We start from the raw sequence: 26214 nt of genomic DNA, 5'->3' as shown, positions 1-26214 counted from the left end.
GTCGGCACTGACCAGCCTCGGACGGCCCAGCTGAAGGAGGTGTGCGCCTAGGTGAGCTGAGGACGCGACGGCAGAGCTGCCCAACAGAGCCTCCGCTAGGCTAAGTTCACGTCTATGGCAGATCGCGATGACCTGGAAGAGATCACCGAAGACCCGAGCGACCAGGTTGAAGACGTCAGCACGGCCGGCATGATCAAGATCGGCCAGCAGCCGCAGATCGTAACGCCCGTCACCGAAACGGTCCTGTCCGTGCTGGGTTCTATCCAGGACGGCTCAATCATCCTTCAGCCCTCATATCAACGACGGGCATTCTGGGATCGCAAGAAGAAATCCGCGCTGATTGAGTCAGTATTCCTTGGCCTACCCCTCCCTCTCATCTACCTGGCAGATGCCGAACTCGACATAGATGGAGAGCAGGTTCCTGTTCGTGAGGTCGTCGACGGTCAACAAAGACTCACTTCCCTTAAAGAGTTTTACGATGGGACGTTGACGATGCCTGACGACTCGGTCGTGGATGAACTTCGCGGGAAGCGTTTTGTCGATCTGAAGCCGATACTAAAGGCCGCCTTCAAAAACTTCAAGTTGTCGACCGCTACGATCCCTATAACCTCACGCGCCGACAAATTTGAACTGTTCAAGCGGCTCAATCAGAGAAGCACCGTCCTGTCGGACCAGGAACTGCGCAATGCCGTGCACCACAGCGAATACCTGAATGAAATCAAGGGCTACGCAGAAAAGCTCAAGGAGAAACTGCGGGTAACTGAGGCAGAGTGGAAGCGCATGAAAGACGTTGAATATCTTTCTCGTCTGCTGGCTTACCAGCGCCGCGGGTACATGGACTTCCCTAACAAGCGGCTCAATCAGTTCCTTAACGATGAGATGACGATAGGGAAGAGTGAGGATCCGCAGTCCAGAGAGCGCAGATGCAAGATCGTCGAGAAGGCTCTCGTACGTGTAATCGACGTTTTCGGAGAGCTCAGATTCCGGCCGTATAGGATCCCAGACCACAGTCTCGGCGAGTGGGCTCGGAATCTCAATCGCGCACTCATGGAAGCCCAAGTCTGGGCTTTTCTCGACCACTCGCGCTACGGCTTCAAGGATGCCGGGGCATTCGATACGGCACTCAAAGACCACCGGCTCGAAATTATCGACGCCGCTCAGCGGCTACACGTCTACAACGAGCGATTCAACGACGCAATTCAACGTGGCACCACAGGGAAGCCTAACGTCGAGTTTCGCTTTTCGCGGTATGAAGCGGCCATCCGCCTGGCGCTTTCAGGTGTCCCAGAAGGCAGGCGGCAGCGATTTTTCACTTTGCAGCAGAAACAGAATTTGTGGGACAAGACGGCCGCCGAAGACAGAGAATGTCCGGAGTGTGACAAGCCCCTGATCTTCGAAGAATCCGAGGTTGATCACATCGTGCCCTTCTCGAAGGGTGGCGAAACGGTCGAAGGAAACGGTCAGCTCCTGCACCGCGCCTGCAATCGTGCAAAGGGTGCACGCTGGGATCCCGTAGATGAACTGCAGCAAGATGCCGACTAGACATTGTTCGATTGCACGCTGGGCCGGCCGAACTCAGAGTGCGGCGCGCTGTCGGTAGCGCGACGTCTGCTCGGCTCTGCGTGGGTCGATGGTGTGCGAGATGGGAGCCCCCAGCATCCGCCACAACGGGCCCGCGGTCGGCGACGGTGCCCCCTCCATCCCGGTGCCGGCCGATCCCTCGCCGGAGGCACAGTTCTGACCGTCGCGTACGCGGTGATCGCCTCACGTCTATCGGGCCCCATCCACCAGTGGGCGCGCGTCGGTGCAGCGCGGGCGGAGCGGGCCTGAGGCAGGAGCGTCGCCCGCAGCGCGCCCGGCGGAGCCGAGCGCAGCCGGGGCTTGATGAGGCAGGAAAAGTGCAGAACGAAGCTCAGGCAGGCTACTGCCCGCCCTGGCATCACGTGCCGGGGCGGGCAGCAACGTCAGCCGGCATGAGTCGGCTAGTGAAGCCTTCAATGCACAGCCGCTCAAAGGCGGCTACGACGGTGTCTGGCACGTCCTGCTCGATGGCCAGGCCCAACCTTGGGAAAGCGAGCACTCGTTGCAGGGCGCCCACGATCATGTCGATCACCATGCGAGCGTCTCCGATGGAGTCGGCGTACTCCTCCAAGCCCATCGGCGTAGAAGCGCACACCACTTCGACCTCGGGCCAGAGCTTCCGCATCATGCCGTACGAGCGCCGCTCTTCGTACGGCTTGCTCACGAGCAGGACGGACGAGACCATGACGTCAGCCTCTGCCAGCACCGCTTTCGTGAACTCGATGTTCTCGCCGGTGTTCGTCGCACACGGTTCCAGGAGTACCGCGGACTCGGGCACCCCTAGCTGCAACGCCCGCTCGCGATAGTGGACAGCTTCACCGCGCGGCATGCGCGCGCGGGTCGTGGGGCTGGTGGCGCCCGTGAAGACGATGGCTGGCGCCATGCCCTGGTGGTACAGCTCGGCTGTCACGTCAGCCACACCGAGGTCGTGACTGCCTAGCCCCACCGCCACCGAACACGGTCGTAGGTCATGGCGCATGAAGTGGTAGTCCCACAGGAGTCGAGCATCCGCCCATGCCTGTGCCGAGATCATTCCTGCCCCTTCCTGTCCTGTGCAGAGTCGGGAACCTTGAAGTCGTACTCCCACGCGAAGCGAGAAGCCGAGTGAATGCCCACCGCGAACTCAACCACCGTGCCATCTGCGGTGTATGTGGTCCGGTGCAGCTCGACTACCGGCTCACCGGCGGGGAGCTGTAGGAGCTGTACTTCGTCCGTTGTCGGGACGCGGGCGAACAGGACCTCTCTCATGTGGTCGATCTCGTATCCCGCGTCGTAGAGGACCCGGTATCCGCCGCCACGGCCGGCAGGGCCCGGGGTGGGGTCGACAATGCGTGTCCCTTCGACGTGCTCCGGCCTGTAGTAGCTGGTCAGGGTATGAGTCGGCTGCACTCCTTCCTTCACGAGTCGGGCGCGTGCGTACACCTCGGAGCCGACTGGGACACCCAGTCCCTCCGCTACGAGGCTGTCCGCCTCGACACGGCTCACGGTCTGTGTCTGCTCGTTGCGCTTGTACGCGCGTCCGGATGCGACACGGTCAGCGATGAACGCGACTTCGTCACCGTCGCGCCACTTCGCCTTGTCGTACCGGGCGACACCCAGCCGCTTGAGCGCAGCACGCGGACGCACGACGGTGCCATGTCCGCGCGTCGACGTCACAAGGCCTTCAGCCTCCAAGGCCTTGTAGGCCTTGTGGACCGTCTCCTTTGAGCCTTCCCCTGCCTCGACTAGCTCTCTGATCTGGGGCAACTGGGAGCCCGGCGGCAACTGACTGCTCTTGATCTGCTCCGCGAACCTGTCCGCCAACTCGCGCCACTTCGGTGCCACGCAGAACTCCTCTCGACCGCAAACCAGTGAACCACAGTCCTAGGACTATTGACTGTCCTAGGACTGCGTGGCACTGTCATCTCAAGCCGCTCGCAGTCCTAGGACAGCGGGTCGGAGGGGCCTTCTTTGGGCTGCTTCCACGCCGTACCGGTTTGGGATAGCTCGCCTCTGGATGTGGGCGGGCCCCTTGCCGGAAGTTCCTTGACAACTCAACAGCGTGCTGAGGGAGACCGCCCCACCTCTGCAAGCGGGCGGCGTACGTGGGTTCTGTCCCCGCGTACGAAAACAGTGCGACCTCACCCCCGCAGCGTATGCGCTGCGGCCGGTTGCCTCCGCTGCTCGTCTCGTACGAGCAGCGCTGAGGGGAGCCGGAAAATCCGACCTCAACGGCGTGAGCCCCCGGTGCGGGAACACCGGGGGCTCTGTTCGGGCCGTTGCCACCTGCTAGGGAGAACACGACCCAATGGACCACATCGTCACTGTTCAGGAAGCTGTTACCGCGTTCGCGGACTGGATGGAGCCGACCGACGCTGAGCTGGATGCGATCGAGCGGGAGATGCCGCTGATCCTCGCCGACATCGAGGCGCTGGACGTGCAGATCCCTCTGCTGGAGCGGACGGCGGGCGAGCTGGAGTCGCGGCGCGCACGCCGGGCCCGTCACCGGGTGCTGGCCGAGCGGGCGGCGCTCGCCAACCGTGTCGCTGCGGGGGAGGCGGCGTGATCTGCATCGTCACCGCCGGCCATCTGCGCCGGATGAGCGAGGCCGCCGCCCGGGCGCGCGCTCGGGCGCGGGAGGTGCAGGGGCTGGCGGATGCCGCTTGGGCCCGTCACGTCCGTGAGGTGTGGGAGCTGACCGCCCGAGCCGAGTCGGAGAAGACCGACGCGGCGATCCTTCGGGAGGACTGCTTCCGGCTGCGCGACGCGCTCACCGCCATGGAGACGGCCCTGGGTGAGCGCGCCGAGCGGATCCGTGTGCTGGGTGAGGAGCTGGAGGCGGCCCGGTTGGCGGGGCGGTCGCTGGTGCTGCTGCTCCACTGGGGCGAGCCGCACAGCATCCACAGCAGCCATGAGGACGCCTACGCCTACGCCGCCACGAAGGGCGTGCCCGTTCACGCGTGGAAGGCGGGCGATGAACGCCCGGCTTCTCAGGTGCTCTGGCGGTTGTTGACGTTCACGCGGGATGAGGCCGTGAAGGGATTCCGTGACGCGTCGATGCCGTCGCCTGAGGGTTGGGAGGGCGCGGCGTGAACGGTGTTCAGATCCGTTCAGCGGAACGCGCGTTGTCCATCGGCATGTGGCTGATCGTGTCCGGAGCAATGCTGTATTCGATCCTCACCGTCACGCCGCTGATGGCCGCCCACACCCCAAGTAAGTGGGCCTGGACGGCGCCGATTCTGCCGCTGGTGGTGGATGCCGCGGTCGTGATCGTGGTGCGTCTTGACTCGGTGCTGGCCCGGCTGGGTGGGCACGGGGGACGGTGGCCGGTGGCGCTGCGGTGGATGACCGGCGCCATGACCCTGGCACTGAACACCGCTGACTCCGCCCTGGCGAAAGACCTGGTCGGCGTGGCTGTCCATGCCGTTGCGCCGCTGCTGCTGATCGTCACCGCCGAAACCGGTCTCGCCTACCGACGAGCCATCACCGCTGCGGTGGCGGCGATGGAGGCACGGCAACGGGCCGAGGATGAGCGGCGCGAGCAGGCGGCCCGCGAGCGTGATGAGGCCGCCCGCCGCGAGGCGCGGGAGGAGCGCGAGCAGGCCGCCGCCTTGGCGCGTGAACAGCGTGAACACGAAGCGCGCCTGGCGCAGGAGGCGGCTGAGCGTGAGGAGCGCCGGCGGCGGGAGGAGCGCGAGGAGCAGGCCGCCCGGGAAGCAGCGGAGCGGGCCGAGCGTGAACGCCGTGAACGCGAGCGTGAACAGCGCGAGCAGGAGCGTGAACGCCAGGCCCAGGAGGCCGCCGAGCGGGCCGACCGGGAGCGCCGCGAGCGTGAGCAGGCCCTCGCACGTGAACAGCGGGAGCGGGAGGAGCGGGCCGCGCATGAACGCGCCGCCCTGTTGGAGCGTGGTCCGGCCGCGGGCAAGCTTGCTGAGGATGAAGCCCGTGCGATCGTGACGGCCGCGTTCGAGGCGGGCTTGCCGGTTCGGGCTGCTGCGGAGTTGTGCGGCTGGTCGGTGGGGTGGGTCTCTACCCGCTACGCCGAGCACCGCGACCCCGGTACGGGTGGCGCCGAACTCGCGATTGCGAGCCGCTGATGACCGCCCGGGGCAAGCGTCGTCAGCCGGCTGGGGACATGTTCCCCGGCATGGCCGACCGCATCACCGGCCGGCCACCCAAGGCGCAGGCCGAGCCGGAAGCGATGACACTGGATGAGGCCATAGCCCGCTCGCTCGCGATCCTTGATCGCGTCCTGGCTGCCTTCCCCGTGGTCGCCACGATCGGGCTGTTCTCCGGCGGCAACGACTCCGTGGTGGTCAACCACCTCTTCCGCCACCGTGTGGAAGCGATCGCCCACGTCAACACCGGCACGGGGATCCCGGAGACCACACAGCACGTGCGAGACGTGGTCGCCGCCTGGGGGCTGCCTCTGCATGAGCTGCACCCGAAGCATTCCTACCGGGATCTCGTGCTCGGCAACGTGCTCTCCACCCGCGGCAAGAACATCGGCCGACAGGTATGGAAGGGCTTCCCCGGCCCGGCCGGGCACTCCGTGATGTACCGCCGGCTGAAGGACGAACCGTTGCAGCGGCTGCGGGGGCAGATCATCGGCCGCCACGGGCGCTCCCGCAATGTCGTCTATCTGGGCGGGATGCGGTGGGCGGAGACCGACCGCCGGTTCCGCAACGCCGAAGAGGTCGACCGCGAAGGCGCGCTGATCTGGGTGTCTCCGATCGTGCACTGGACCGATGCCCACATGCGTGAATACCGGGCCCGCCACCGCTGCACCCTCCCGCACCAGCACACCGAGCACATGCTGTGCACGCCGGATGCGCTGCCATTGAACGAAGTGACCGTTCACCTGCACATGTCGGGTGAGTGCCTGTGTGGGGCGTTCGCCAAGCCCGGCGAGCTGGATGAGATCGAGTTCTTCTACCCCCACGCCGCCAAGCCCCTGCGAGAGCTGGAACGCGAAGCCGAAGCTGCGGGATTGCCCGCGTGCAAGTGGGGCCAGCGCCCGCCCGGTAGTCGCCGGCGTCGCCCGGCCGGGCGGCTGTGTGCCAAGTGCGACGGCATCGAGGGGCAAGCCGATCTGCTCGCCGAATGGCGCGAGACGGGGCTGATCACCGACACCCAGTTCGCAACCTTCACCAGCAGCGACGAACAGCGCGCCGCCTGAATCCCTCCAACAGCATGGGAGTTCTGCTGTGTCCAGCCGTACCCGTGCCCGCGGTGCCGCGGGCGTGACCACCGTCCACATCCCCCGCCGACGCGGGCGCCGCGGGAGCGACCCGTTCGTGGTAGTCGTCCCCGAACGCCCCTCGCTGACCCGCGAAGCGCTCGGCTTCCTGGGCCGCGCCCTGTGGAACGTCCGCACCGCGCTGGCCCCGACCGCCCTCGCCCTGCTGGCCCTGCCGCTGACCGCCGTCCTGCACGCGCTGGCGTGGTGGTCCAGTCTGCTGCTCGCCCCCGCCGCGGTGGCGCCGCTGCTGTGGCTGGCCATCATGCAGCGCCGCCGCCCTGCCCGCGCCGGCGTCCTGCTCTGGCGTGCCGGACTGGTCCTGCTCGTCTCGATCGCCGCCGCGTGGCTGGCGCTGGCCGCCGCGTTCGGCCCGTTCTCCGGCCCGCTAGCCGCCATCTGGCTGCTCGTGCTGATCGCCGCGCAGACCGCCTGGCTCGTCGTCCGCCGCTCGCACTGACCTGAGGAGATCCCCGCATGGCTGACAACGGTTCCGCCAACCGCGCCGCCAACCGCCAGCACCGCCAGGCCCAGCAGGGGCGCCGGCCGCTGATCGACGAGAACGGTAACAAGAGCAACAAGTTCGCCAACGCCGGCGCCGCCGCGGGCGGGTTCGTCGGCGCCCTGGGCGGCTCGTTCGTCCCGCCCATCAACGTCACCGTCAACAACAGCAAGACCCCCGCCCGCGCGGGCAGGGGCGGCCGCTCGCACTCCGACGGGCTGCTCCCGGCGCCCGACTTCGCCTCGCCGGCGCAGATCCGACAGTACTGCAACAGCCTGCGCGCCGCCGCGGTGATGCTCTCCTTCGAGGTCGCGATGGGGGCGGAGATCCTCAAGGGCGTGCTGTCCACCGTGCCCGACCCCGAGGGTCGGATGCTCGGCTCCCGGATCCGGGCCCAGAAGGTGGCCCGCAAGATGCAGCGCTCCGCGGACGCCCTGCGCGACGCCGCGAAGAACGCCGCGGCCTGCTACGCGACCTTCCAGCAGGAGTTCGAAGGAGAGATCAACAGCGTCCGTCACCGTGCCCGCAAGCCGCAGCAGCGAGCCATGAACTGGGCCCAGCAGTAAGGAGACATGGCGATGGTCCGTCATCAGAACAGGACAACCACCCACTACGACGGCATGCCCGGCTACCTCGTGGATCCGCGCGGCGGATCCGACGGAGGCAGCATCAGCGCCTACCTGCTGCACCGGGCCAAGCCCCACATGCCGCCGTGGATCGGGTGGGCCGGTACCGGCCTGGCCGGCGCCCTCGGACACTGGCGCTGGGGCGACAGCGCCGCCGCCGGCGTCGGCCTCACCCTCGCCTCCGTGGCCCTGACCGGGGCAACCTGGTGGGCGGGGAAGTCGACCAGCCAACAGCGCCGACTCCACTCCGCCATCACCGTCGCCGCCGGCTCCGCCTGGGTGACCGCCGCCTGCCTCGCCGGACCGACCGCCGGGCCGATCGATGACCTGTTCATCATGGGCGGGCCGGTCGTAGCACTGTCGTGGAACGCGCGGATGATCCTGCGCCACACCCCCGACGCCAACGAGGGCGGGCAGGGCGGGGACAAGGGCCTGCTCGAGAAGGTCGGACTGGCCCGGGCCCAACTCGGCGCCGCGAAGGTCGAACCGAACCGAGTCACGGCCCCGCTGGCGGTCGAGGCCGGTGAGCAGACCCACGACGACGTGACCAAGGCCCTGGCCCGTATCGCGTCCGCGCTGGACCTGCCGACCTCCGCCGTGCGCTATACCCCCAACGCCGACTCCGCCCGCCGCGGCGAGCTCGTCATCGTCCCCGAGGACATGCTGTCCGAGGTAGTGGAGTGGGAGGGCCCATCGAACCTGGGCGGCTCGATCACCGAACCGCTCAACCTGGGCCGCTACGACGACGGCGCCCCGCTGGAGGTCTGGCTTCCCGGTGACCCGGACGCCGGCCGCAACTCCACCCACCTGCTCATCGCCGGCGGGACCGGATCCGGCAAGGGCGACACCGCCCTCAACCTGCTCACCGAGATCCTCTCCCGCAGGGACGTCATCGTGATGTTGTCCGACCCCAAGGCATTCCAGGACTTCGCCCCGCTCCGCCCGGGCCTGGACTGGGGTGTCGAGGGCGGGACGGACACTGAGGTGATGGTGGAGGCCGTACAGGCCGCCATCCCCGCCCGCACCCGCTGGCTGGGCGCCCACGGCTACCGCCAGTGGGTGGTGGAAGCCGCGCAGCAGCAGACCAGCCCCGAGCACACCTGCCGCAGCGACGGCCGGGCGTGCGGGTGTGCGGGGATGCCGTTCATGGTCGCCTGGTTCGAGGAAGCCGCCAACACCCTCCGCGCGCTCGGCGACGACGCGTTCACCGGGATCGCGCAGGAGGCCCGCTCCGCGGGCATCTCGCTGATCGTGTCGCTTCAGCGGCCGTCCTACGACCAGATGTCCACCAGTACCCGCGCCTCCCTGCCCTCCGTGATCGCGCTGGGCTGCGACGCGCGCGACGAGGGCTTCTGCCTCCCCGATGAGGTCCTGGCCGCAGGCGCCCACCCCGGTGCGTGGGGCAACCGGCGCCCCGGCTACTGCTACCTCGTCTCCCCCGGCGTCCCCGAGGACCGCTACCCCTCCCCGGGACGCACCCGCCGCTTCACCCAGCGGGCCGTACCCGTCATGGAAGCACTTGCCACCTGGGCCCAGCGCAACGGCGCCAGCGCCGACCCCGTCACTGCGGGGGCCGTCTCCAGCGTCGCCGGCCGCGCCTACACCGGCCGGCCCGCCCCCGACACCCAGCTCCCGGCGGCACTGCGGGCCGTCCCCGAGGAGGACGACATGAACCAGAGCGGACTCCTCGTGGATCCCGAGGACGCGTACATCGACCCCGACACCGAACTCCCCGACCCCGAGGACGGCGACGACGCACCGCTGTTCGGCCAGGAGAGCGGACACAAGCCGTCACCGGACGAGGCCCGCCGGCTGTTCGCCCAGGCGCTGGAGGACTTCGAGCGCGACGGTCAGATGATCGTCGGTCCGAAGGACTTCACCGACTGGTGCGACCGCCACAACCTCTCCCGCTCCTGGGTGTCCCTGCGCCTGAAGGACGCCGCCCTGGAGGGCCGCCTGGAAGCGACGAACACCACCGGACGCTGGCGCATCGTCCCCGCCCTCGCCGCCGCCTAACACCCCTAACGGTGTTACGCCGCCTCACACCCAAACCCCTAGGCAGACGCGCCGTTACGCACCCTCACAGCACCCCGTAACGGCGCCCTCACACCTGCCCGTAACACCCCACCTCACCCGGGCCCGCCCAGCCTCGCGCGGGCCCGCGGCCTACCCCTGGAGGGACCCTCCATGACCCACACCGACCGGCCCACGGCCGTCGAAGTCCACCACCCCCAGCCCATCACCCCGTTCACCCCCACAACGCACCTCGTGTCCGCCCAGCCCGGCCCGGCGCCGACCGTGCAGAGCGTCGTCCTGCCCGACGGCCGAGTCGTCACCGGCTATACCCTCACCCCCACCCCCACCCCGGCGGCGGAGACGCGCCCCGCCGTCTCGCGCACCGCGATCAACATCGCCCTTGGCGGGGTCGGGTTCGCTGCGGTGTGCGGGGGCCTGGTGTTGCTCACCTCGTTCATCGCCGCCCTGACCGCGTTCATCACCCAGCTCATCATCCTCGCCGCGGTCATCTTCGGTGGATGGATCGCCGTGCAGGTCTTCGGCCCCCGCCACACCGGCGGGACCACGGTCAACATCCGCAAGGCAGTGATCAAGCGCAGCCACTTCCACGGCTAGCTACGCCAAGGGCGGCCCCCACCTCTCGCCAAAGAACGCGGGGCCGCCCTTGCCCACCTGACCACAACTGACCAGTGGAGGTCCCCAGCATGACGCAACCGACCGACATTCGGGGCGAGCACCTGCGTACTGCGCTCTCCCTGGCAGCCTCCGGCGTGCCGGTGCTGCCGTTGCGAGCGGGAAAGGTTCCATTCGGCAACTGCCGCAGGTGTGCGGACAGCGCGTGTGGCGGCCGGCCCAACATGAAGAACGCTGGGCCGTGCGCCTGCCCCGGCCCGTGCCATGCCTGGGCTGCCGCGACCACGGACCCGGACGTCATCCAGTCCGGCGTCTGGCGGCGTGCGTGGGTGCGCGCGAGCGCGGTCGCCTACCACCCCGGCGGGGCCTGGCTGACGGTCGTGGACCTGGACAACGCCGACGCGGTGAGGTGGGCACGCGAAAACCTGCCGGCCACCCAGACCGTGCCCACCACCCGTGGTGAGCACTGGATCTACCTGGGGCCGATGCAGTCCGCCAATGCGGTCCGGCCGGGCGTAGACATCAAGTCCACCATGTCCTACGCCCGCTACCTCGGCCCCGGCACCGGCCGCATGGCCGAGCTGCCGGACGCAGTCCGCACGCTGGCCGTGAAGGAACCCCCCACGGCCCGGCCGGCGCCGCACGCAGTCACCGTGCCCGCCGGAGTCGGGGACGTGGAGTGCCGTCACCGCACGCCCGTCTACCTGGAGCGTGGCATCGCCATGGCAGAGCAGCGCATCACCGAAGCCCGCAGCGCGGTGCACATCACTGTCTACCGGACGTTCCTCGCTGTGCTGTCCACGCATGGCCGGTGTGGCTGCCTCACCGACGCCCACGTCGCGCGGCTGTTCACCGCGGCGCAGGCCAAGGGGGAATCGCCCCGGCACTGCACTGACGCGTGGAACAACGCCCGTACCAGGTTGGGACTGTGACGTGTCCGACGACGAGAAGAACCCTGCCCGCGAGGTCATCACCGCCTACGCGCAGGCGCACTTCCGGTACTTCCGCACCGCAGACGGGACCGTGTACGCGCAGAAGAACGGCCACCCCGTGGCCCGCCCGATCCGCTCACAGGGCACCACGGGCAGCCACCGCCAGGAACTCATGGTCGGCCTCTTCCGAGACGGACTGGGCGTGTTCAACGGCACCGCGCTGAAGGAGGCGTTGGACTTGATCGAAGCCCTCGCGTTGACCGAGGACGTGCAGTCTGTCCACATTCGCGTCGCCCCAGGATTCGACGGGGCGACCTGGCTGGACCTGGGCCGCAACGACGGACAGTCGGTCCGCATCCACCCCACCGGCTGGGACATCGTCATCCCCGACCCGCGCGAGGTGTGCTGGCGGCGCACCCAGCTCACCGGCGAACTGCCCCTGCCCGCCAAGGACACCGACGGGAAAGGCATCGACCTCCTGATGAGGCTGTGCAACTTCGCCAACGCCGAGACCGAGTGCCTGGCCATCGCGTGGCTCATCGGCTGCCTCGGACCGTCCGTGCCCGTACCCGCCCCCTTCCTCACCGGCCCCCAGGGCGCCGGCAAGTCCACCGGCGGGCGCATGCTCGTGCGGATCATCGAGGGCATGAGCGGCGACCTGCGCCGCGCCCCGAAGGACGAGGAAAACCTGATCGCCGCAGTAGCGGCCGGATGGGTCACCGCCCTGGACAACCTCTCCCACATGACCCCGGACCTGTCCGACGCCATGTGCTGCATCGTCACCGGCGCCGAAAACGTCAAGCGCGCCCTCTACACCGACGGGGACGTGGTCCGCGCCCGATACCGCCGCCCCATGCTGCTGACCGGCATCGACGTGGGAGTCATCCGCCCCGACCTGGCGGAACGGCTCCTGCCCCTGCGCCTGGAGCGGCCTCGGGTACGGCGCACCGAGGCGGAACTGTGGGCGGAGTACGCAGAGGTTCTGCCCGTCGTCCTCGGCTCGCTCCTGGACCTCACGGTCAAGGTCCGTGCGGTTGAGGCGGAAACTCCCACCGACCTGCGAATGGCGGACTTCGCACACCTGTGCGCGCAGCTCGACACTGCAACCGGCCTCGGAGCGCTCACCGCCTACCGGGCCAGTCTGGACGACCTCAACGACGACGTCATCGAGGGTGACCTGCTGGCGCAGACCGTCCTCAGGCACGCCGCAGAGATCGAGGCGGGCGCGGCGCAGCGGATGACCTCCACGGAGTGGCTGCACTGCCTCACCCGCCTCTACACCGGCGAGGACTTCCGTCCCTTGCCCAAGGGGTGGCCGACCACCGGCAAAGTCCTCTCCGACCGCCTCAAGCGCCTCCAGCCGACCCTGGCAGCCCGGGGTGTCTTCATCGACTCGGGCCGCACCAGGGAAGGCCGCTACATCGAGATGACCCGCTCGTCCGCTGCGCCCCCGCACGAGCAGCCGGCGCTCTGACCGGCACCGCCCAGCGCCCGCACGAGCAAGAGGAGCACCACCGGACAGGCGTGCTCCTCTTTGCTGTTCGGCGGCGGCGCCGCCCTGCGATAGACGCGCCGCGCAGCGGCTCCTTCTTCACGACCTGAGCCGCTGCACCACCACAGACACCCCCTCTCTTTTCCTAAGTGGAGAACGCTGCGTCACCTGCGTCACGAGGGTCCGAAAAACGGCCAGCGAGCTGGGCATACGGCCGTGACGCAGACGGCCGCCGGTTGCGTCACGTCGCGTCATCCGCGTCACGGGTGACGGACAGCCCGCGTCACAGGTGACGCACCCCCTCCCGTCTGCGTCACCCAAAACCCGCAGGTCAGAAGGCCTGAATGACGCAGGTGACGCGGTGACGCAGAAATCCGCAGCTCGGACAGACGCGGCCATGCCCTCCCCTCTTGGAGTCCCTATGGCAAAGCCGACAGCCTCAGCCCCCCTCGCCACTCTCCGAGGAGGCCTCCCCGACCGGTACCTCACCCCAGACGACATCGCCGAGATGTTCGGCGTGCCGCTCGACACCGTCTACCAGTGGCGCAGGAAGCGCACTGGGCCGCCCGGCTTCCGTATCGGCAAGCACCTCCGCTATGACCCGGCCGACGTGCGCGCCTACGTCGTTCAGCGAAAGAGCGCCTGCCAGGGCGCCGCGTAGCTAACCATCCCCCAGACAGCAGGGAGATCCGACGTGGGCGGCTCTCCCTGCTGCATGTCGAAAGGACCACCGCCGTATGGCTGGCCACATCCAAGACCGTTGGTACAAGACCGAGACGGCATCCAATGGCAAGACGATCAGGGCAAAGACCGACCGATACGGGACGGGGTTGCGCTACCGCGCCCGCTACGTCGCGCCGGATGGGACCGAACGCAGCAAGTCGTTCCCGGACAAGCAGAAGCGACTTGCGGAAGCCTGGCTGACTCAGATCGCGGCTGACATGACCCGTGGTCAGTACGTTGATCCATCCTCCGGCAAGGTCACGTTCAAGGAGTTCGCCACTCAGTGGCTGGCATCCCAGACCACGGACCCTTCCACCATCGTGAACATGGAGCTGCGGTTCCGGCTACACGCCTTCCCCTACCTCGGGTCTCGCTCCCTGAGCGCGTTCCAACCCGTCCATATCCGCACATGGGCACGGGCCCTCGCAGACTCCGGGATGGCAGCGTCGTATCAGCGGACGGTCTTCGCGAACGTCTCCGCTGTGTTCGGCGCCGCCGTGGACGACGGCATTCTGGCCCGGAACCCCTGCCGCGCAGGCTCCGTGCGGGCGCCCAAGCTGGACCGGCGGAAGATCAAGCCGTGGACCCGTGACCGGGTGTTCGCCGTTCGGGCCGGACTTCCGAGCCAGTACGCGACGGCTGTCGACGTCGGCGCCGGGTGCGGCTTGCGGCAGGGCGAGATATTCGGGCTTGCCGTCGACGAAGTCGACTTCGTCGGAGGAGCGGTGCACGTCGTGCGACAGGTCAAGCTGGTCGGTCCGCAGATGGTGTTCGCCCCGCCCAAGGGCGGCAAGCTGCGAGACGTGCCGCTGCCCGACGTGGTGTCGGATGCCCTTGCCGCGCACATCACTAGCCGACCCCCTATCGACGTCACCCTGCCGTGGAAGACCCCGGACGGCCCGCCGGTCACGGCGAAATTGCTGTTCTACTCGCGGGAGCGTAAGGCGCTGAACAGGAACTACTTCAACATGTACCTGTGGAAGCCCGCCCTGATCGCTGCCGGCGTCATCCCGGAACGGGTACCGGGGGAGCGGTTCAAACCGTCGCGTGAGCACGGCATGCACGCCTTGCGGCACTACTACGCGTCGGTGCTGCTGGACTCGGGAGAGAACATCAAGGCTGTGGCCGAGTACCTCGGCCACTCCGACCCCGGCTTCACCCTTCGTACGTACACGCACTTGATGCCGAACAGTCGCGATCGGGCCCGCAAGGCCATCGACCGGATGTTTCGGGATGCTCCTCCCAATGAGGCGTGAGGGGCACGTCTGGCATGGCCAGACGTGCCCCTCACCAGGTCACGCGACTGCTACTTCCGGGCTGTCTGCCTACGACGGACAGGCCGGGAAACCGGCGCTGGAACTACCTTCTGGAGGTACATCAAAAACGGCGATGTGAACGCCGAAGCCTCCAAGGGCGTCGTCTTGCCGGACAGCACGAGCGCTACACCGGATGCGAGCGCACCTGCGTACATCAGGGCTCGCATGCGTGGGGCTTCGCGCCCCTCCGGTTCATCGGACATACTTGACTTGCTCCTGTCTCTTTCACTGGGGCTGTGAGCAGGGGCCACCCGCATCGTTTCCAGGCGCCGCGGGTGGCCTGCTCCCTTTTCGGGCACCACTCCTGTGGTGAGCGGTCAAGCCGTGTCGGTGGACGCGTATCCATCTCCTTCCGGCCACACGACGACGATCTGTAGCTGGGTGCACAGATCGAGCAGGTCAGGTTCGGGTTGCGACGGCACGAGAAGGGCTAGCTCCGGCTGCGGCAGAAAGCGCGCGTAGTCGAGGAGCTGGCCGATCGCCATGCGGATTGCTTCGCGAGAGACCGAACCCTTGGCTTCGTACAGGCGATTGGCCGTCACGTCGTACAGGTCCGTCAGTAGCTGTTTGGCGACGCCGGCCGGGGCGATCCTGTGGCGACTGACGGTATGCCCCTGTAGCCGCAGGTGATCGGCGTAGCCGCGAACCAGCTTCGCCTCAGCGCGCTCAGCCTCGTAGGGCTCGCGCGAGGGGTCTACAAGCATCCGCTCAGTGTGCTGAGCCTCGACGGCTATCGGTTCAACCACAGGCTCATCACTCGGCGTGTGGGGGAGCTGCGTTCCGACCGGGGCCTCCGCCGAGACGGGCTGCAGTCGGAACATGATCACGCTGCGGATCGGCCCGCCGTTCGTCTCTGGAGCGTCGGTGCGGTACCAGGGGCGTTCTTCAGGAAGTGTGAACTCCCCGAGGTACTCACACATGCCGGAGGAGACGCCCCGAAAAAGGCGCAGGGCCCGGCGTTCCCGCTTGTGGTTCAGGATGGCCAGGTTGCCCTGTGTCATCTTCTGGTCGCCGACCTGCCCCTCGCCGGCGTAGTGGTAGCAGTCGTCCTCGCCCCAGCCGTCGAAGTAGCCGTGCTTGTGGCCCTTGACCGGGTCTGTGAAGAGGAGCACGTTGGGCGAGACGCGGGAAGGTCCAATGCCGCCTTGGCGGCGCCCCCCGTAGCGCTCGTGCACATCGACGCGCTTCACGATGTCGCCGACAGCAATGTCCCACACCGTCGGATCTGCTGCGCTGGCTTCCATCCCCACCCTGCTTTAGGTCCGTTTCGCTGGCAAAAACTCTACCCGACCCGGGCCAGCGTCACCAACCTGGATCCATAATCAGGAGCACCGCAACATTTGGCGCCGCTTATTTTCGGCGCCCCAAAATGCCCCGCAACAAACAAAGCCGTCGGCCGGCTCTCCTGAAGGCGGAGAGCCGGCCGACGGCCCAGAGACGGCCCAGGGGAGCGGTTACCCGCTCTGACCTGGGGCGATATCACACGTCGAAGTACAGCTCGAACTCGTGCGGGTGCGGGCGCAGCTGGAGCGGCGCGATCTCGTTGGTGCGCTTGTAGTCGATCCACGTCTCGATCAGGTCGGACGTGAAGACGTCACCGGCGAGCAGGAACTCGTGGTCCGCCTCCAGGCGGTCCAGGACGGCCGGGAGCGAGGTCGGGACCTGCGCGACGCCCGCGTGCTCCTCGGGGGCCAGCTCGTAGAGGTCCTTGTCGATCGGCTCGGCCGGCTCGATCTTGTTCTTGATGCCGTCCAGACCCGCGAGGAGCAGGGCGGAGAAGGCGAGGTACGGGTTGCCGGAGGAGTCGGGCGCGCGGAACTCGACGCGCTTGGCCTTCGGGTTCGATCCCGTGATCGGGATGCGCATGGCGGCGGAGCGGTTGCGCTGCGAGTACACCAGGTTGACCGGCGCCTCGAAGCCCGGCACCAGACGGTGGTAGGAGTTCACCGTCGGGTTGGTGAAGGCGAGCAGCGACGGGGCGTGCTTGAGGATGCCGCCGATGTAGTAGCGGGCCATGTCCGACAGGCCCGCGTAGCCGGCCTCGTCGTAGAACAGCGGGGAGCCGCCGCTCCACAGGGACTGGTGGACGTGCATGCCCGAGCCGTTGTCGCCGAAGATCGGCTTCGGCATGAAGGTCGCGGTCTTGCCGTTGCGCCAGGCGACGTTCTTCACGATGTACTTGAAGAGCTGGAGGTCGTCGGCCGCGGCGAGCAGCGTGTTGAACTTGTAGTTGATCTCGGCCTGGCCGGCGGTGCCCACCTCGTGGTGCTGACGCTCGACCTGGAGGCCGGACGCGGCCAGCTCCAGGGAGATCTCCGCACGCAGGTCGGCGAAGTGGTCGACCGGCGGGGTCGGGAAGTAGCCGCCCTTGTAGCGGACCTTGTACCCGCGGTTGTCCTCGAGCGCACCGGTGTTCCAGGCGCCGGCCTCGGAGTCGATGTGGTAGAAGGACTCGTTCGCGGACGTCTGGAAACGCACGCTGTCGAAGACGTAGAACTCGGCCTCGGGGCCGAAGTACGCGGTGTCGGCGATACCGGTCGACGCCAGGTAGGCCTCCGCCTTCTTCGCCACGTTGCGCGGGTCACGGGAGTACTGCTCGCCCGTGATCGGGTCGTGGATGAAGAAGTTGATGTTCAGCGTCTTGTCACGGCGGAACGGGTCCACGCGCGAGGTCGACAGGTCGGCGCGCAGCGCCATGTCGGACTCGTGGATGGCCTGGAAGCCGCGGATCGACGAGCCGTCGAAGGCGAGCTCCTCGTCCGGGTCGAACGCCTCGACGGGCAGCGTGAAGTGCTGCATGACGCCCGGCAGGTCGCAGAAGCGGACGTCGACGAACTTGACGTCCTCGTCCGCGATGAACTTCTTGGCCTCGTCGGCGTTCTGGAACATCCAGCTCCTCCTACTCCCGGCCGTCGAGCCGGGGTGGTAGTTCGTTCGTGCGGCCAGTGCGGTGGCACACGCTGTCGTCGACCCTAGGGACGGGTGATTTCTCGGGCGTGACCCATTTGTTTCGCACAAGTTAACCGGAGGCTGCCCGGTGTACCCCACCTGTCCGTATCGCGAAACGGGCGCAGTACCGTGGACGCGTGGACAACAGGGAAGCAATCGGCTCGTGGCTCTCGGGCCCCCGTGCGGCCGCCGAGGACGCCGGTGTCGACTTCGGATACCGGGGCGAACAGCTCGGACTGCCGCAGGAGGGGCCGGGCTCGATCGCCCGTCCCGGCCGGCGGCTGGGCGCGCTCGCCGTGGACTGGGGCCTCAGTGTCTTGATCGCATACAGCTTGATCACCGACGGCTATCGGCCTGCCACCACCGGCAACTGGGCGCTGCTGGTCTTCCTCGTGATGAGTCTTCTGACCGTCGCCACCATCGGCTTCACCCCGGGCAAGCGCCTCTTCCGTCTGCGGGTGGTCTCCGTCGACACCGGCGCCGTCAGTCCTCTGCGCTCCGCGGTGCGCACGGTCCTGCTCTGTCTGGCCGTGCCGGCCCTGGTCTGGGACCGTGACGGCCGCGGTCTGCACGACCGGCTGGCCCGCACGGTGGAAGTACGCGGCTGAGTCCGCGCACCCGTTGCACCCGTTCGGCCCCGCGAGAGGGGCCGGTACGCGGAAGGGGCGCCCGGAGTGATCCGGGCGCCCCTTCCGCGTAGCGCGGGGAAGTCGCTCGTGCCGCGTGGACGGCGTGGGCTCAGCGGGCCTTGCCGCCGCCGCCCTTCGGCAGGCGCATGCCCTTGGGCATCGGCCCCTTCGGCAGCGGCATGTTGCTCATCAGGTCGCCCAGGGCGCGCAGCCGGTCGTTGGTGGCGGTGACCTGCGGGCCGGCCAGGACCCGCGGGTACTTCAGCAGGGTGGTGCGCAGCTTCTTCAGGTCGACCTGGCCCTCGCCGGTGCCGACGATCACGTCGTACACGGGCACGTCCGCGACGATGCGGTTCATCTTCTTCTTCTCGGCGGCCAGCAGGCTCTTCACCCGGTTGGGGTTGCCCTCGGCGACCAGGACGATGCCGGCCTTGCCGACGGCCCGGTGCACCACGTCCTGGCTGCGGTTCATCGCCACCGCGGGGGTGGTCGTCCAGCCCCGGCCGATGTTGTCCAGGACGGCCGCGGCCGCGCCGGGCTGGCCCTCCATCTGACCGAAGGCGGCCCGTTCCGCCCGGCGTCCGAACACGATCGCCGTCGCCAGGAAGGCGAGCAGGAAGCCGAAGATGCCCAGGTAGACCGGGTGGCCGATCAGGAAGCCGATCGCGAGAAAGACGCCGAAGGTGAGGAGGAAGACACCCGCGAGAACAAAACCGATCGTCTTGTCGGCCTTGCGGGTCATCTTGAACGTCAGGGCGATCTGCTTCAGTCGCCCGGGGTTAGCGGCGTCCGCCGCGCTGTCACTTCTCGCCATGGCACGAAGTCTACGTGGCCCCGGAAGCGCCTACGACGGCAGGAGGGGAGGTGTGGGGAGGTGTGGGGAGTGCGGGGAGGGGGGTGGGTCAGGGACGGACGGAGGTGACCGCTTCGAGGACGCGCTGCGCCTCGACCCGGTCCTTGGCGCGACGGCGGTCCTCCAGCACGGAGGTCCAGGCGTTGCGTCGGGCGGTGCGCTGGCCGCTGCTCATGAGCAGCGACTCGACGGCGCGCAGGGCGGTGCTGAAGGTCGGGATCGCGGTGGCGCGAACGGGCGCGGCCTGCATGGCGGGTGTCCCCCTCGGACAAGGTTCTGGCACGGGTGGTACGGGGCTGTGTTCTACGTGACGTGATACCAGCGTCACTGTTTGGTGTTACCAGGGCGTGACCGACCGGTCAAACGCGAATGAAACCTGGATGCGGGGGGCCGAAACGCTGACGCGGCCCCGACGTGCGCCCTCATCTGCGAGGACGGTCGGGACCGCGGCGAATCGGTCACTACTGGCAAGTAGCTGCTTGTGCGTGAGTTCACACGCTCGGCTCGCGGCCTACGCCGCAAGAGAGGTGACGTGGTGTCAGACGGCCTGGGTGGCGATGAAGGAACCGCGCTTCTCGACGGCCATCCGGTAGAGGCGCCCGGCGCGGTAGGAGGACCGTACCAGCGGGCCCGACATCACGCCGGAGAAGCCGATCTGCTCGGCCTCCTCCTGGAGCTCGACGAACTCGTGCGGCTTCACCCAGCGCTCCACCGGGTGGTGGCGCACGGAGGGCCGCAGGTACTGCGTGATGGTGACCAGCTCGCAGCCGGCCTCGTGCAGCTGGCGCAGCGCCTCGCTCACCTCCTCGCGGGTCTCGCCCATGCCGAGGATCAGGTTCGACTTGGTGACCAGCCCGTGGTCGCGGGCGGCCGTGATGACGCCCAGCGAGCGCTCGTAGCGGAAGCCGGGGCGGATCCGCTTGAAGATCCGCGGCACGGTCTCGACGTTGTGCGCGAACACCTCGGGCCGCGAGGAGAAGACCTCCGCGAGCTGCTCGGGGACGGCGTTGAAGTCGGGGGCGAGCAGCTCCACCTTGGTGTGCCCGGCCTCGCGCCCGGCGGTCTGCGCGTGGATCTGCCGGACGGTCTCGGCGTACAGCCACGCGCCGCCGTCCGCCAGGTCGTCGCGGGCGACGCCGGTGATGGTGGCGTAGTTCAGGTCCATGGTGACGACGGACTCGCCCACGCGCCGGGGCTCGTCACGGTCCAGCGCCTCGGGCTTGCCCGTGTCGATCTGGCAGAAGTCGCACCGCCGGGTGCACTGGTCGCCGCCGATGAGGAAGGTGGCCTCGCGGTCCTCCCAGCACTCGTAGATGTTGGGACAGCCGGCTTCCTGGCAGACGGTGTGCAGCCCCTCGCTCTTCACGAGGTTCTGCATCTTCGTGTACTCGGGACCCATTTTCGCCCGGGTCTTGATCCACTCGGGCTTGCGCTCGATGGGGGTCTGGCTGTTGCGGACCTCCAGGCGCAGCATCTTGCGTCCGTCGGGTGCGACTGCGGACACGACCGGCTCCCTAGCGATTGATTCTTCGGCGTCCTTAAGCGTACGCCCGTGGATTTGAAAGTCCGGCGGTGGTGCCGACCTCGTCAGGCCGAGGCCCGCTCGATCTCGCGCGGCTTCGGCTCCGCGTTCTCCAGGACCTCGGCCAGGTGGCGCTCCACGACGGGCAGCACCTCCTCGATCGTCACGTCCCGGCCCAGCTCGTTCGCCAGCGAGGCGACGCCCGCGTCCCGGATCCCGCACGGGATGATGCGGTCGAACCACTTGTTGTCCGGGTTCACGTTGAGCGCGAAGCCGTGCATGGTGACGCCCTTGGCGACCCGGATGCCGATCGCGGCGATCTTCCGGTCCTCGCGCCGCTGGCCGGCGTTGGACGGGGCGTACTCCGGCCCGTTCAGCCGCGGGTCGAACTCCTCGTCGGTGAGCCGGGGGTCGAAGTCCAGCGACAGCCCGCCGAGCGAGGGGCGCTGCTCCACCGGGTCGCCGAGCACCCACACCCCGCTGCGGCCCTCGACCCGGGAGGTCTCCAGGCCGAACTCCGCGCACACCCGGATCAGGGCGTCCTCCAGCCGCCGCACATGGGCGACGACGTCCACCGGGCGCGGCAGCTTGAGGATCGGGTAGCCCACCAGCTGCCCCGGGCCGTGCCAGGTGATCTTGCCGCCGCGGTCCACGTCGACCACCGGGGTGCCGTCCAGGGGGCGCTCGTCGGCGGCCGTGCGCCGGCCGGCCGTGTAGACGGGGGGATGTTCGAGGAGCAGCACGGTGTCCGGGACCTCGTCGACGAAGCGCGCCGCGTGCACCCGGCGTTGCTCGTCCCACGCCTCCTGGTAGTCGACGGCGTTCTCGCCGAACCCCATCCGGACGAACCGCAACTCGCTCACGGCAAGCGCCTCCCTGGAAAGTCGTCAGGCGCGTCCCGCGCCCAAGCCACTGTACGTCCGCGCGCTCCGCGTCAGCCCCACGGTCAATCCTCACACGATCGGATGAATGAAAGCGGAGATTTGCGACCGGGTGCTTACTCTCCGCTACATTCGCGCCGTTCAGGAGGCCAAAAGGGCTGATCGCCGCATCAGCGCACTTCATCCGGGCACGTCACAGGCCCGGGAGGCAGGAGATCGCACCGCCGATGACGGAACGACCCGCGCAGCGCACTCCCAACCGCCAGCTCGCCGCGCTCATCGCCGAAGCAGGCTTCTCCAACGCGGGACTGGCCCGTCGCGTCGATCAGCTCGGTCTCGAACACGGGCTGGACCTGAGATACGACAAGACGTCCGTCACCCGGTGGCTGCGCGGGCAGCAGCCCCGCGGAACCACCCCCGCCCTGATCGCCGAGGTCTTCACCCGGCGGCTGGGCCGTCGCCTGACCGCCCAGGACCTCGGCCTGGACGCGTGCGCCCCCGTGTACGCCGGCCTGGAGTTCGCGGGGACCCCCGAGGAGGCCATCGACATCGTCGGCGGACTCTGGCGCAAGGACTCCGGCAGCCACGCCGAGCTCCGCAAGATCGCCTTCACTCCGGCGGGGCTCGTCGTGCCCAGCCGGGACTGGCTCATCGGGCGGCCCGACGACAAGGTGGCCCACAGCGAGATGCCCGCCCGGGTGCCCCTCCAGGGCCGTCCGGGCGGCAGGCCCGCCACGCCCCCGCCTTCCGCCGCGCCCCAGCACCCCGCCGCCCCGCAGCTCGCGGCGCCGCCCGCCCGGGCGGGGTCCGGGCCGACGGCCGTGCCCCGGCAGCGCGGCCAGGGCGGCGAGCGCGGCCCCGGCCAGCGGGTCACCGGCGGCGACATCGCCGCGCTCCGCTCGGTCGGCGAGCTCTTCCGCACCCTCGACGACAGGTACGGCGGCGGCCACGCCCGCCAAGCCCTCGTGCGGTACCTGGAGCACGAGTGCGAGCCGATGCTGCGCGGAACGTACGGGGAGCAGACCGGCCGCCGGCTCTTCGGCGCGGCCGCCGATCTGACCCGCCTCGCGGGCTGGACGTCCTTCGACATCGCCGCGCACGGCCTGGCCCAGCGGTACTTCGTCCAGGCCCTGCGGCTGTCCCAGGCGGCCGCGGACCGGGCGTACGGGTCCTTCGTGCTCGTCACCATGAGCCGCCAGGCCGTCTACCTGGGCCATGGGCGCGAGGCGGTGCAGCTCGCGCGGGTGGCCCAGCAGGGCGTCGGTTCGGGGGCCCCGCCCGTCGTGCAGGCGCTGCTGCACTCGGCGGAGGCGCGCGGGCACGGGGTGCTGGGCGAGGTGCGCGCCTCCACCGCGGCCCTCGTGCGCGCCGAACGGGCGCTGGAGGCGGCCAAGTCCGGCGACGAGGTGCCGCACTGGGCGCGCTTCTTCGACGAGGCGCAGCTGGCCGACGAGTTCGGCCACTGCCACCGTGATCTCCAGCAGTTCCGGGCGGCGGCGCAGCACGCGGAGCGCTCGCTGCAGCTGCGTCCCGCCGCCCACGCCCGCAGCAGGGTGTTCTGCCGGGTCGTCCTCGCCTCGGCCCGGCTGGGCCTCGGCGAACTCGACCAGGCGTGCCAGCTCGCCGCGGAGGCCGCCGGGCAGGCGGCGGAGATGCGGTCCGTGCGGGCCCTGGAGTACGTCAGGGACTTCGAACGCAGGCTGGAGCCGTACAAGGACGCGGCGCCGGTCCGCACCTACCGGGACAAGGTGGCGGCGCTGGGCTGACGGGCGGGGGCGGGTGTGGGCCGGCCTCCGGGGGCCCGGGGGCGGGGCCCTCGGAAGCCGGCGTCGCTCACGCCGCCGCCTGCTCCGCGCGCGCTGTGGGGCGCGGGTCGGCCGCGTTCAGGGAACCGGCGGCGCCGAGGTCGGAGACGATCGCCGAGGCGGCTCGGCGCGCGGAGTGCAGCGCGCCCTGCACGGTGCTGGTGTCCCGGTGGTCGCCGCACACGTACAGGCCTGCCAGCAACCGCACCGCGCGCCGCAGGTCGTGCGGCGCCCGCATCGCCGGCACGGCCTCGGCGGTGTGGTGCACGGCCAGCGTCTCCCACCGCGCGGTGGAGACGCCGTACAGCCGCGACAGATGCATGCGGACGGCGGTGTCGACGCCCGGCGGCGGTGTGCCCAGCACCGTGGACGAGATCAGCGTGCGGCCCCCGGGCGCGCGGCTCGGGTCGACCCGGCTGACCACCGCCGTGTGGGCCACCGGGCCGCCCCGGTCGGCGTCGAGCAGCAGCGAGGCGCCGGTCGGGGGCGGCTCGTCCGTCGTGTGGTGGACGACTGTCACCGGGTGGAAGTCGGGCACCCGCAGCCCGGGCAGCAACTCGGCCGCGGTGCGCGCGTCGGTGGCCACCAGAACGGCGCGGCAGCGGAACTCGCCGTGCTCGGCGGTGGTCACCGAGGTCGTGGAGACCGCGGTGACCCGCACCCCGGTGTGCACGGCGCCCGTCGGCAGCGTCCGGGCGAGCAGTTCCGGCAGCGCCTCCGCCCCGCCCTCCGGCAGCGCCAGCCGGCCCGCCGCGAAGGCGCGCAGCGCGAGGTCCGCGCAGCGGCTGGAGGTGGTGAGGCCGGGGTCGCACAGCAACGCGGCGAGCAGCGGACGCAGGAAGCCGTCCACGGTGCGGGCGGGCAGCCCGCGGGCCGCGAGGGCCTGCGCGGCCGGCGACTCCGGGCGGCGCAGCAGTCGTTCGACCGGAGTGACGGCGAGCCGGGTGAGCGCGGCGCCCAGCCGGGCCTGGTCCACGGCGCTGCCCAGCGGCGCGCCCGCCCGGACCCGCGGCGGGGCCGCCGGGCGGCCCTGCGCGGGCTGGGAGCCGCCGGCGCGCGGCCGGGGGAGTCCGCCCGGCCGCGGAGCGGCCGCCAGGGCGCGTACGGCATAGAGTGCGCCCCGTGCGCTCCCCGCGCCCACCTGCGCGCCGGCGCGATGATGGCGGCCGTCGCTGTGCAACAGGACCCCGGGCGCGAACGGGCGCAGGACGAGCGCGTCCAACCTGGGTGTCGAGGCCAGTTCGGGATACGCCGTGGACAGCAGCTGCCCGATGCGGTCGAGCCGGAACCCGTCGACCTTCTCCGTCGACATGCGGCCGCCCACGTAAGGGGCTGCTTCCAGGACCGCGGTCGTTACTCCTGCGCTGGCCAGCCGGTGCGCGGCGCAGAGGCCGGCGACTCCGGCTCCCACCACGACGACGTCTGCCTGGTACGCGGGCTCAAGCACGTGCCCCTCCTCGAGGTTGCGCGGCCGGTGGAGACGTCATGCCCCCAACAGCCGTCCCGGATACCCGAGTTCGGGTCGAGGTTAGGGCTGAGATCGGTCAGGAACAGTCGCGCATGGACAGGGCACGGTCGCACGGCGGTCGCATACGGTCACGAGGAGGTTCAGGCGGCTCGGATCGCGTCCTCGATCCCGGGAAACGCGAAGACGAACCCTGACTCCAGCAGCCGCTTCGGCACCACCCGCGCACTGCCGAGCACGTCCCCGGCCATCTCGCCCAGCACCGTGCGCAGCACCGGCGCCGGCACCGGGAAGAGCGTCGGCCTGCGCAGCACCTGCCCCATCGCCGCGGTGATCTCCCGGTTGGTCAGCGGCTCGGGCGCGGTCAGGTTGAAGGGCCCCGACAGGTCGTCACGGTCGACGAGATGCCGGATCGCCGCCACCTCGTCGTGCAGGGCGATGTACGACCAGTACTGCCGCCCGTCGCCCATACGCCCGCCGAGCCCTGCGGCGAACAGCGGGAACAGCTTGCCCCAGGCGCCGCCGTCGCGGGCCACCACCAGGCCGGTGCGCGGGAAGACCGTCCGCACGCCCGCGTCCCGCGCCGGAGCCGCGGCCGCCTCCCACTCCACGCACAGCTCCGGCAGGAAGCCGGTCCCGGCGGGAGAGCCCTCGTCCACGATCCGCTCGCCCGTCTCGCCGTAGAAGCCCATCGCGCTGCCGTTGACGAACACCCGTGGCGGTGCGTCGAGCGAGGCGACGGCCTTCGCCAGCGCGGCCGTGCCGTTGACCCGGCTGTCGTGGATCCGCCGCTTGTACGCGTCGCTCCACCGCCGGTCGCCGACGCCGGCCCCGGCCAGGTTCACCACGGCGTCGCATCCGGCGAGCCCGCCCGGGTCCACCCGCCCCTTCTCCGGGTCCCAGCGGACCTCGTCCGCGCCCCGGGGCGCATGGCGGACCAGGCGCCGCACCTCGTGGCCGTCCGAGGTCAGAGAGCGCACCAGAGCGCTGCCGATCAGACCGGACGCACCGGCCACCGCGATTCGCGTACGTTCCATGAGGTCATCCTGCCCGCGCACCGCGTAAAACCTC

General features: G+C 69.4%; 25 protein-coding genes. 15 read left to right on the top strand and 10 right to left on the bottom strand.

The features are described 5' to 3' along the window. Positions 1-114 precede the first annotated feature (114 nt). Positions 115-1542, top strand: a complete 1428-nt coding sequence (locus Sri02f_RS39305; RefSeq protein ID WP_109006086.1) for a GmrSD restriction endonuclease domain-containing protein — start codon at positions 115-117, stop codon at positions 1540-1542. 397 nt (positions 1543-1939) lie between these two features. Here Sri02f_RS39305 and Sri02f_RS39300 read toward each other — a convergent pair whose 3' ends face one another. Next, on the bottom strand, positions 1940-2614 hold the full coding sequence (locus Sri02f_RS39300; protein ID WP_109006085.1) for a YdcF family protein: 675 nt from the start codon (positions 2612-2614) through the stop codon (positions 1940-1942). After that, a complete protein-coding gene (locus Sri02f_RS39295) occupies positions 2611-3405 on the bottom strand; it encodes a GntR family transcriptional regulator (RefSeq protein WP_109006084.1) in 795 nt (264 codons plus the stop codon). The genes Sri02f_RS39300 and Sri02f_RS39295 overlap by 4 nt, the downstream gene beginning before the upstream one ends. Positions 3406-3868: 463 nt before the next feature. Here Sri02f_RS39295 and Sri02f_RS39290 point away from each other — a divergent pair, with 463 nt between their 5' ends. From Sri02f_RS39290 to Sri02f_RS39235, 12 genes are all read left to right on the top strand, one after another. Continuing rightward, complete coding sequence (locus Sri02f_RS39290) at positions 3869-4126, top strand: DUF6284 family protein (protein ID WP_109006083.1); 258 nt, start codon at positions 3869-3871, stop codon at positions 4124-4126. After that, positions 4123-4653 (top strand): hypothetical protein, encoded by a 531-nt coding sequence (locus Sri02f_RS39285; RefSeq protein WP_109006082.1) that lies wholly within the window; start codon positions 4123-4125, stop codon positions 4651-4653. Before Sri02f_RS39290 ends, Sri02f_RS39285 begins: the two co-directional genes overlap by 4 nt. Continuing rightward, positions 4650-5657, top strand: coding sequence for a DUF2637 domain-containing protein (locus Sri02f_RS39280; protein WP_109006081.1), 1008 nt, complete (start codon positions 4650-4652; stop codon positions 5655-5657). Before Sri02f_RS39285 ends, Sri02f_RS39280 begins: the two co-directional genes overlap by 4 nt. A 50-nt stretch (positions 5658-5707) precedes the next feature. Continuing rightward, the gene (locus Sri02f_RS39275) at positions 5708-6739 is read left to right on the top strand and encodes a phosphoadenosine phosphosulfate reductase family protein (protein WP_159106868.1); all 1032 of its coding nucleotides are present in this window, start codon (positions 5708-5710) and stop codon (positions 6737-6739) included. 28 nt (positions 6740-6767) lie between these two features. Beyond that, positions 6768-7259, top strand: coding sequence for a hypothetical protein (locus Sri02f_RS39270; RefSeq protein ID WP_109006079.1), 492 nt, complete (start codon positions 6768-6770; stop codon positions 7257-7259). A 17-nt stretch (positions 7260-7276) separates the two neighbouring features. Further along, positions 7277-7867, top strand: a complete 591-nt coding sequence (gene traA, locus Sri02f_RS39265) for a plasmid transfer protein TraA (RefSeq protein WP_245971004.1) — start codon at positions 7277-7279, stop codon at positions 7865-7867. Between the two features lie 54 nt (positions 7868-7921). Next, the gene (gene traB / locus Sri02f_RS39260) at positions 7922-9943 is read left to right on the top strand and encodes a plasmid transfer protein TraB (RefSeq protein WP_109006088.1); all 2022 of its coding nucleotides are present in this window, start codon (positions 7922-7924) and stop codon (positions 9941-9943) included. A 171-nt stretch (positions 9944-10114) separates the two neighbouring features. Beyond that, positions 10115-10558: a hypothetical protein gene (locus tag Sri02f_RS39255; protein ID WP_109006078.1), complete on the top strand. Its 444-nt coding sequence runs from the start codon at positions 10115-10117 to the stop codon at positions 10556-10558. Positions 10559-10647: 89 nt separating this feature from the next. Next, positions 10648-11508, top strand: a complete 861-nt coding sequence (locus Sri02f_RS39250) for a bifunctional DNA primase/polymerase (RefSeq protein WP_109006077.1) — start codon at positions 10648-10650, stop codon at positions 11506-11508. Between the two features lies 1 nt (position 11509). Beyond that, complete coding sequence (locus Sri02f_RS39245) at positions 11510-12982, top strand: AICE element replication initiation protein (protein WP_109006076.1); 1473 nt, start codon at positions 11510-11512, stop codon at positions 12980-12982. A gap of 439 nt (positions 12983-13421) precedes the next feature. Beyond that, on the top strand, positions 13422-13661 hold the full coding sequence (locus tag Sri02f_RS39240; protein WP_109006075.1) for a helix-turn-helix transcriptional regulator: 240 nt from the start codon (positions 13422-13424) through the stop codon (positions 13659-13661). Positions 13662-13737: 76 nt separating this feature from the next. Beyond that, complete coding sequence (locus Sri02f_RS39235) at positions 13738-14979, top strand: tyrosine-type recombinase/integrase (protein WP_109006074.1); 1242 nt, start codon at positions 13738-13740, stop codon at positions 14977-14979. Positions 14980-15356: 377 nt separating this feature from the next. Here the strand turns inward: Sri02f_RS39235 and Sri02f_RS39230 are convergent, their stop codons facing one another. Continuing rightward, the gene (locus Sri02f_RS39230; RefSeq protein ID WP_109006073.1) at positions 15357-16283 is read right to left on the bottom strand and encodes an SRA domain-containing endonuclease; all 927 of its coding nucleotides are present in this window, start codon (positions 16281-16283) and stop codon (positions 15357-15359) included. A gap of 235 nt (positions 16284-16518) precedes the next feature. After that, positions 16519-17928, bottom strand: a complete 1410-nt coding sequence (gene glnA, locus Sri02f_RS39225; RefSeq protein ID WP_069770819.1) for a type I glutamate--ammonia ligase — start codon at positions 17926-17928, stop codon at positions 16519-16521. A gap of 197 nt (positions 17929-18125) precedes the next feature. Here glnA and Sri02f_RS39220 point away from each other — a divergent pair, with 197 nt between their 5' ends. Beyond that, entirely contained in the window at positions 18126-18596 is a 471-nt protein-coding gene (locus Sri02f_RS39220) for an RDD family protein (protein ID WP_109006072.1), read from the top strand. 130 nt (positions 18597-18726) lie between these two features. Here the strand turns inward: Sri02f_RS39220 and Sri02f_RS39215 are convergent, their stop codons facing one another. From Sri02f_RS39215 to lipB, 4 genes are all read right to left on the bottom strand, one after another. Continuing rightward, on the bottom strand, positions 18727-19431 hold the full coding sequence (locus Sri02f_RS39215; protein ID WP_109006071.1) for a DUF4191 domain-containing protein: 705 nt from the start codon (positions 19429-19431) through the stop codon (positions 18727-18729). 88 nt (positions 19432-19519) lie between these two features. Beyond that, positions 19520-19720: an SCO2195 family GlnR-regulated protein gene (locus tag Sri02f_RS39210; protein ID WP_109006070.1), complete on the bottom strand. Its 201-nt coding sequence runs from the start codon at positions 19718-19720 to the stop codon at positions 19520-19522. Positions 19721-20008: 288 nt separating this feature from the next. After that, positions 20009-20974 carry a lipoyl synthase gene (gene lipA / locus Sri02f_RS39205; RefSeq protein ID WP_109006069.1) on the bottom strand — a complete coding sequence of 322 codons (966 nt, stop codon included), beginning with the start codon at positions 20972-20974 and terminating at the stop codon, positions 20009-20011. Positions 20975-21057: 83 nt separating this feature from the next. Next, on the bottom strand, positions 21058-21855 hold the full coding sequence (gene lipB, locus Sri02f_RS39200) for a lipoyl(octanoyl) transferase LipB (RefSeq protein WP_109006068.1): 798 nt from the start codon (positions 21853-21855) through the stop codon (positions 21058-21060). A gap of 245 nt (positions 21856-22100) precedes the next feature. On the opposite strand from lipB, the gene Sri02f_RS39195 reads away from it, so the two are divergent. Further along, positions 22101-23639, top strand: a complete 1539-nt coding sequence (locus Sri02f_RS39195) for an NsdA family TPR-like regulatory protein (RefSeq protein WP_109006067.1) — start codon at positions 22101-22103, stop codon at positions 23637-23639. A gap of 67 nt (positions 23640-23706) precedes the next feature. On the opposite strand, the gene Sri02f_RS39190 is transcribed toward Sri02f_RS39195, so the two are convergent. Together Sri02f_RS39190 and Sri02f_RS39185 are read right to left on the bottom strand one after the other, a co-directional pair. Continuing rightward, on the bottom strand, positions 23707-25125 hold the full coding sequence (locus tag Sri02f_RS39190; RefSeq protein ID WP_109006066.1) for an NAD(P)/FAD-dependent oxidoreductase: 1419 nt from the start codon (positions 25123-25125) through the stop codon (positions 23707-23709). Between the two features lie 161 nt (positions 25126-25286). Further along, positions 25287-26180 (bottom strand): TIGR01777 family oxidoreductase, encoded by an 894-nt coding sequence (locus Sri02f_RS39185; RefSeq protein ID WP_109006065.1) that lies wholly within the window; start codon positions 26178-26180, stop codon positions 25287-25289. Positions 26181-26214 lie beyond the last annotated feature (34 nt).

It is taken from the genome of Streptomyces rishiriensis, from assembly GCF_003112535.1.
GTDB classification, from domain to species: Bacteria; Actinomycetota; Actinomycetes; order Streptomycetales; family Streptomycetaceae; genus Streptomyces; species Streptomyces rishiriensis.
This window is presented reverse-complemented; position numbering and strand designations above follow the sequence as displayed.

What these genes read in the sequence shown, in the direction of transcription:
- Sri02f_RS39305 (WP_109006086.1), top strand. Translation starts at nt 115, where the DNA reads ATGGCAGATCGCGATGACCTGGAAGAGATCACCGAAGACCCGAGCGAC.
- Sri02f_RS39300 (WP_109006085.1), bottom strand. Translation starts at nt 2,614, where the DNA reads ATGATCTCGGCACAGGCATGGGCGGATGCTCGACTCCTGTGGGACTAC.
- Sri02f_RS39290 (WP_109006083.1), top strand. Translation starts at nt 3,869, where the DNA reads ATGGACCACATCGTCACTGTTCAGGAAGCTGTTACCGCGTTCGCGGAC.
- Sri02f_RS39275 (WP_159106868.1), top strand. Translation starts at nt 5,708, where the DNA reads ATGGCCGACCGCATCACCGGCCGGCCACCCAAGGCGCAGGCCGAGCCG.
- traA (WP_245971004.1), top strand. Translation starts at nt 7,277, where the DNA reads ATGGCTGACAACGGTTCCGCCAACCGCGCCGCCAACCGCCAGCACCGC.
- traB (WP_109006088.1), top strand. Translation starts at nt 7,922, where the DNA reads ATGCCCGGCTACCTCGTGGATCCGCGCGGCGGATCCGACGGAGGCAGC.
- Sri02f_RS39255 (WP_109006078.1), top strand. Translation starts at nt 10,115, where the DNA reads ATGACCCACACCGACCGGCCCACGGCCGTCGAAGTCCACCACCCCCAG.
- Sri02f_RS39250 (WP_109006077.1), top strand. Translation starts at nt 10,648, where the DNA reads ATGACGCAACCGACCGACATTCGGGGCGAGCACCTGCGTACTGCGCTC.
- Sri02f_RS39240 (WP_109006075.1), top strand. Translation starts at nt 13,422, where the DNA reads ATGGCAAAGCCGACAGCCTCAGCCCCCCTCGCCACTCTCCGAGGAGGC.
- Sri02f_RS39235 (WP_109006074.1), top strand. Translation starts at nt 13,738, where the DNA reads ATGGCTGGCCACATCCAAGACCGTTGGTACAAGACCGAGACGGCATCC.
- Sri02f_RS39230 (WP_109006073.1), bottom strand. Translation starts at nt 16,283, where the DNA reads ATGGAAGCCAGCGCAGCAGATCCGACGGTGTGGGACATTGCTGTCGGC.
- glnA (WP_069770819.1), bottom strand. Translation starts at nt 17,928, where the DNA reads ATGTTCCAGAACGCCGACGAGGCCAAGAAGTTCATCGCGGACGAGGAC.
- Sri02f_RS39215 (WP_109006071.1), bottom strand. Translation starts at nt 19,431, where the DNA reads ATGGCGAGAAGTGACAGCGCGGCGGACGCCGCTAACCCCGGGCGACTG.
- Sri02f_RS39210 (WP_109006070.1), bottom strand. Translation starts at nt 19,720, where the DNA reads ATGCAGGCCGCGCCCGTTCGCGCCACCGCGATCCCGACCTTCAGCACC.
- Sri02f_RS39195 (WP_109006067.1), top strand. Translation starts at nt 22,101, where the DNA reads ATGACGGAACGACCCGCGCAGCGCACTCCCAACCGCCAGCTCGCCGCG.
- Sri02f_RS39185 (WP_109006065.1), bottom strand. Translation starts at nt 26,180, where the DNA reads ATGGAACGTACGCGAATCGCGGTGGCCGGTGCGTCCGGTCTGATCGGC.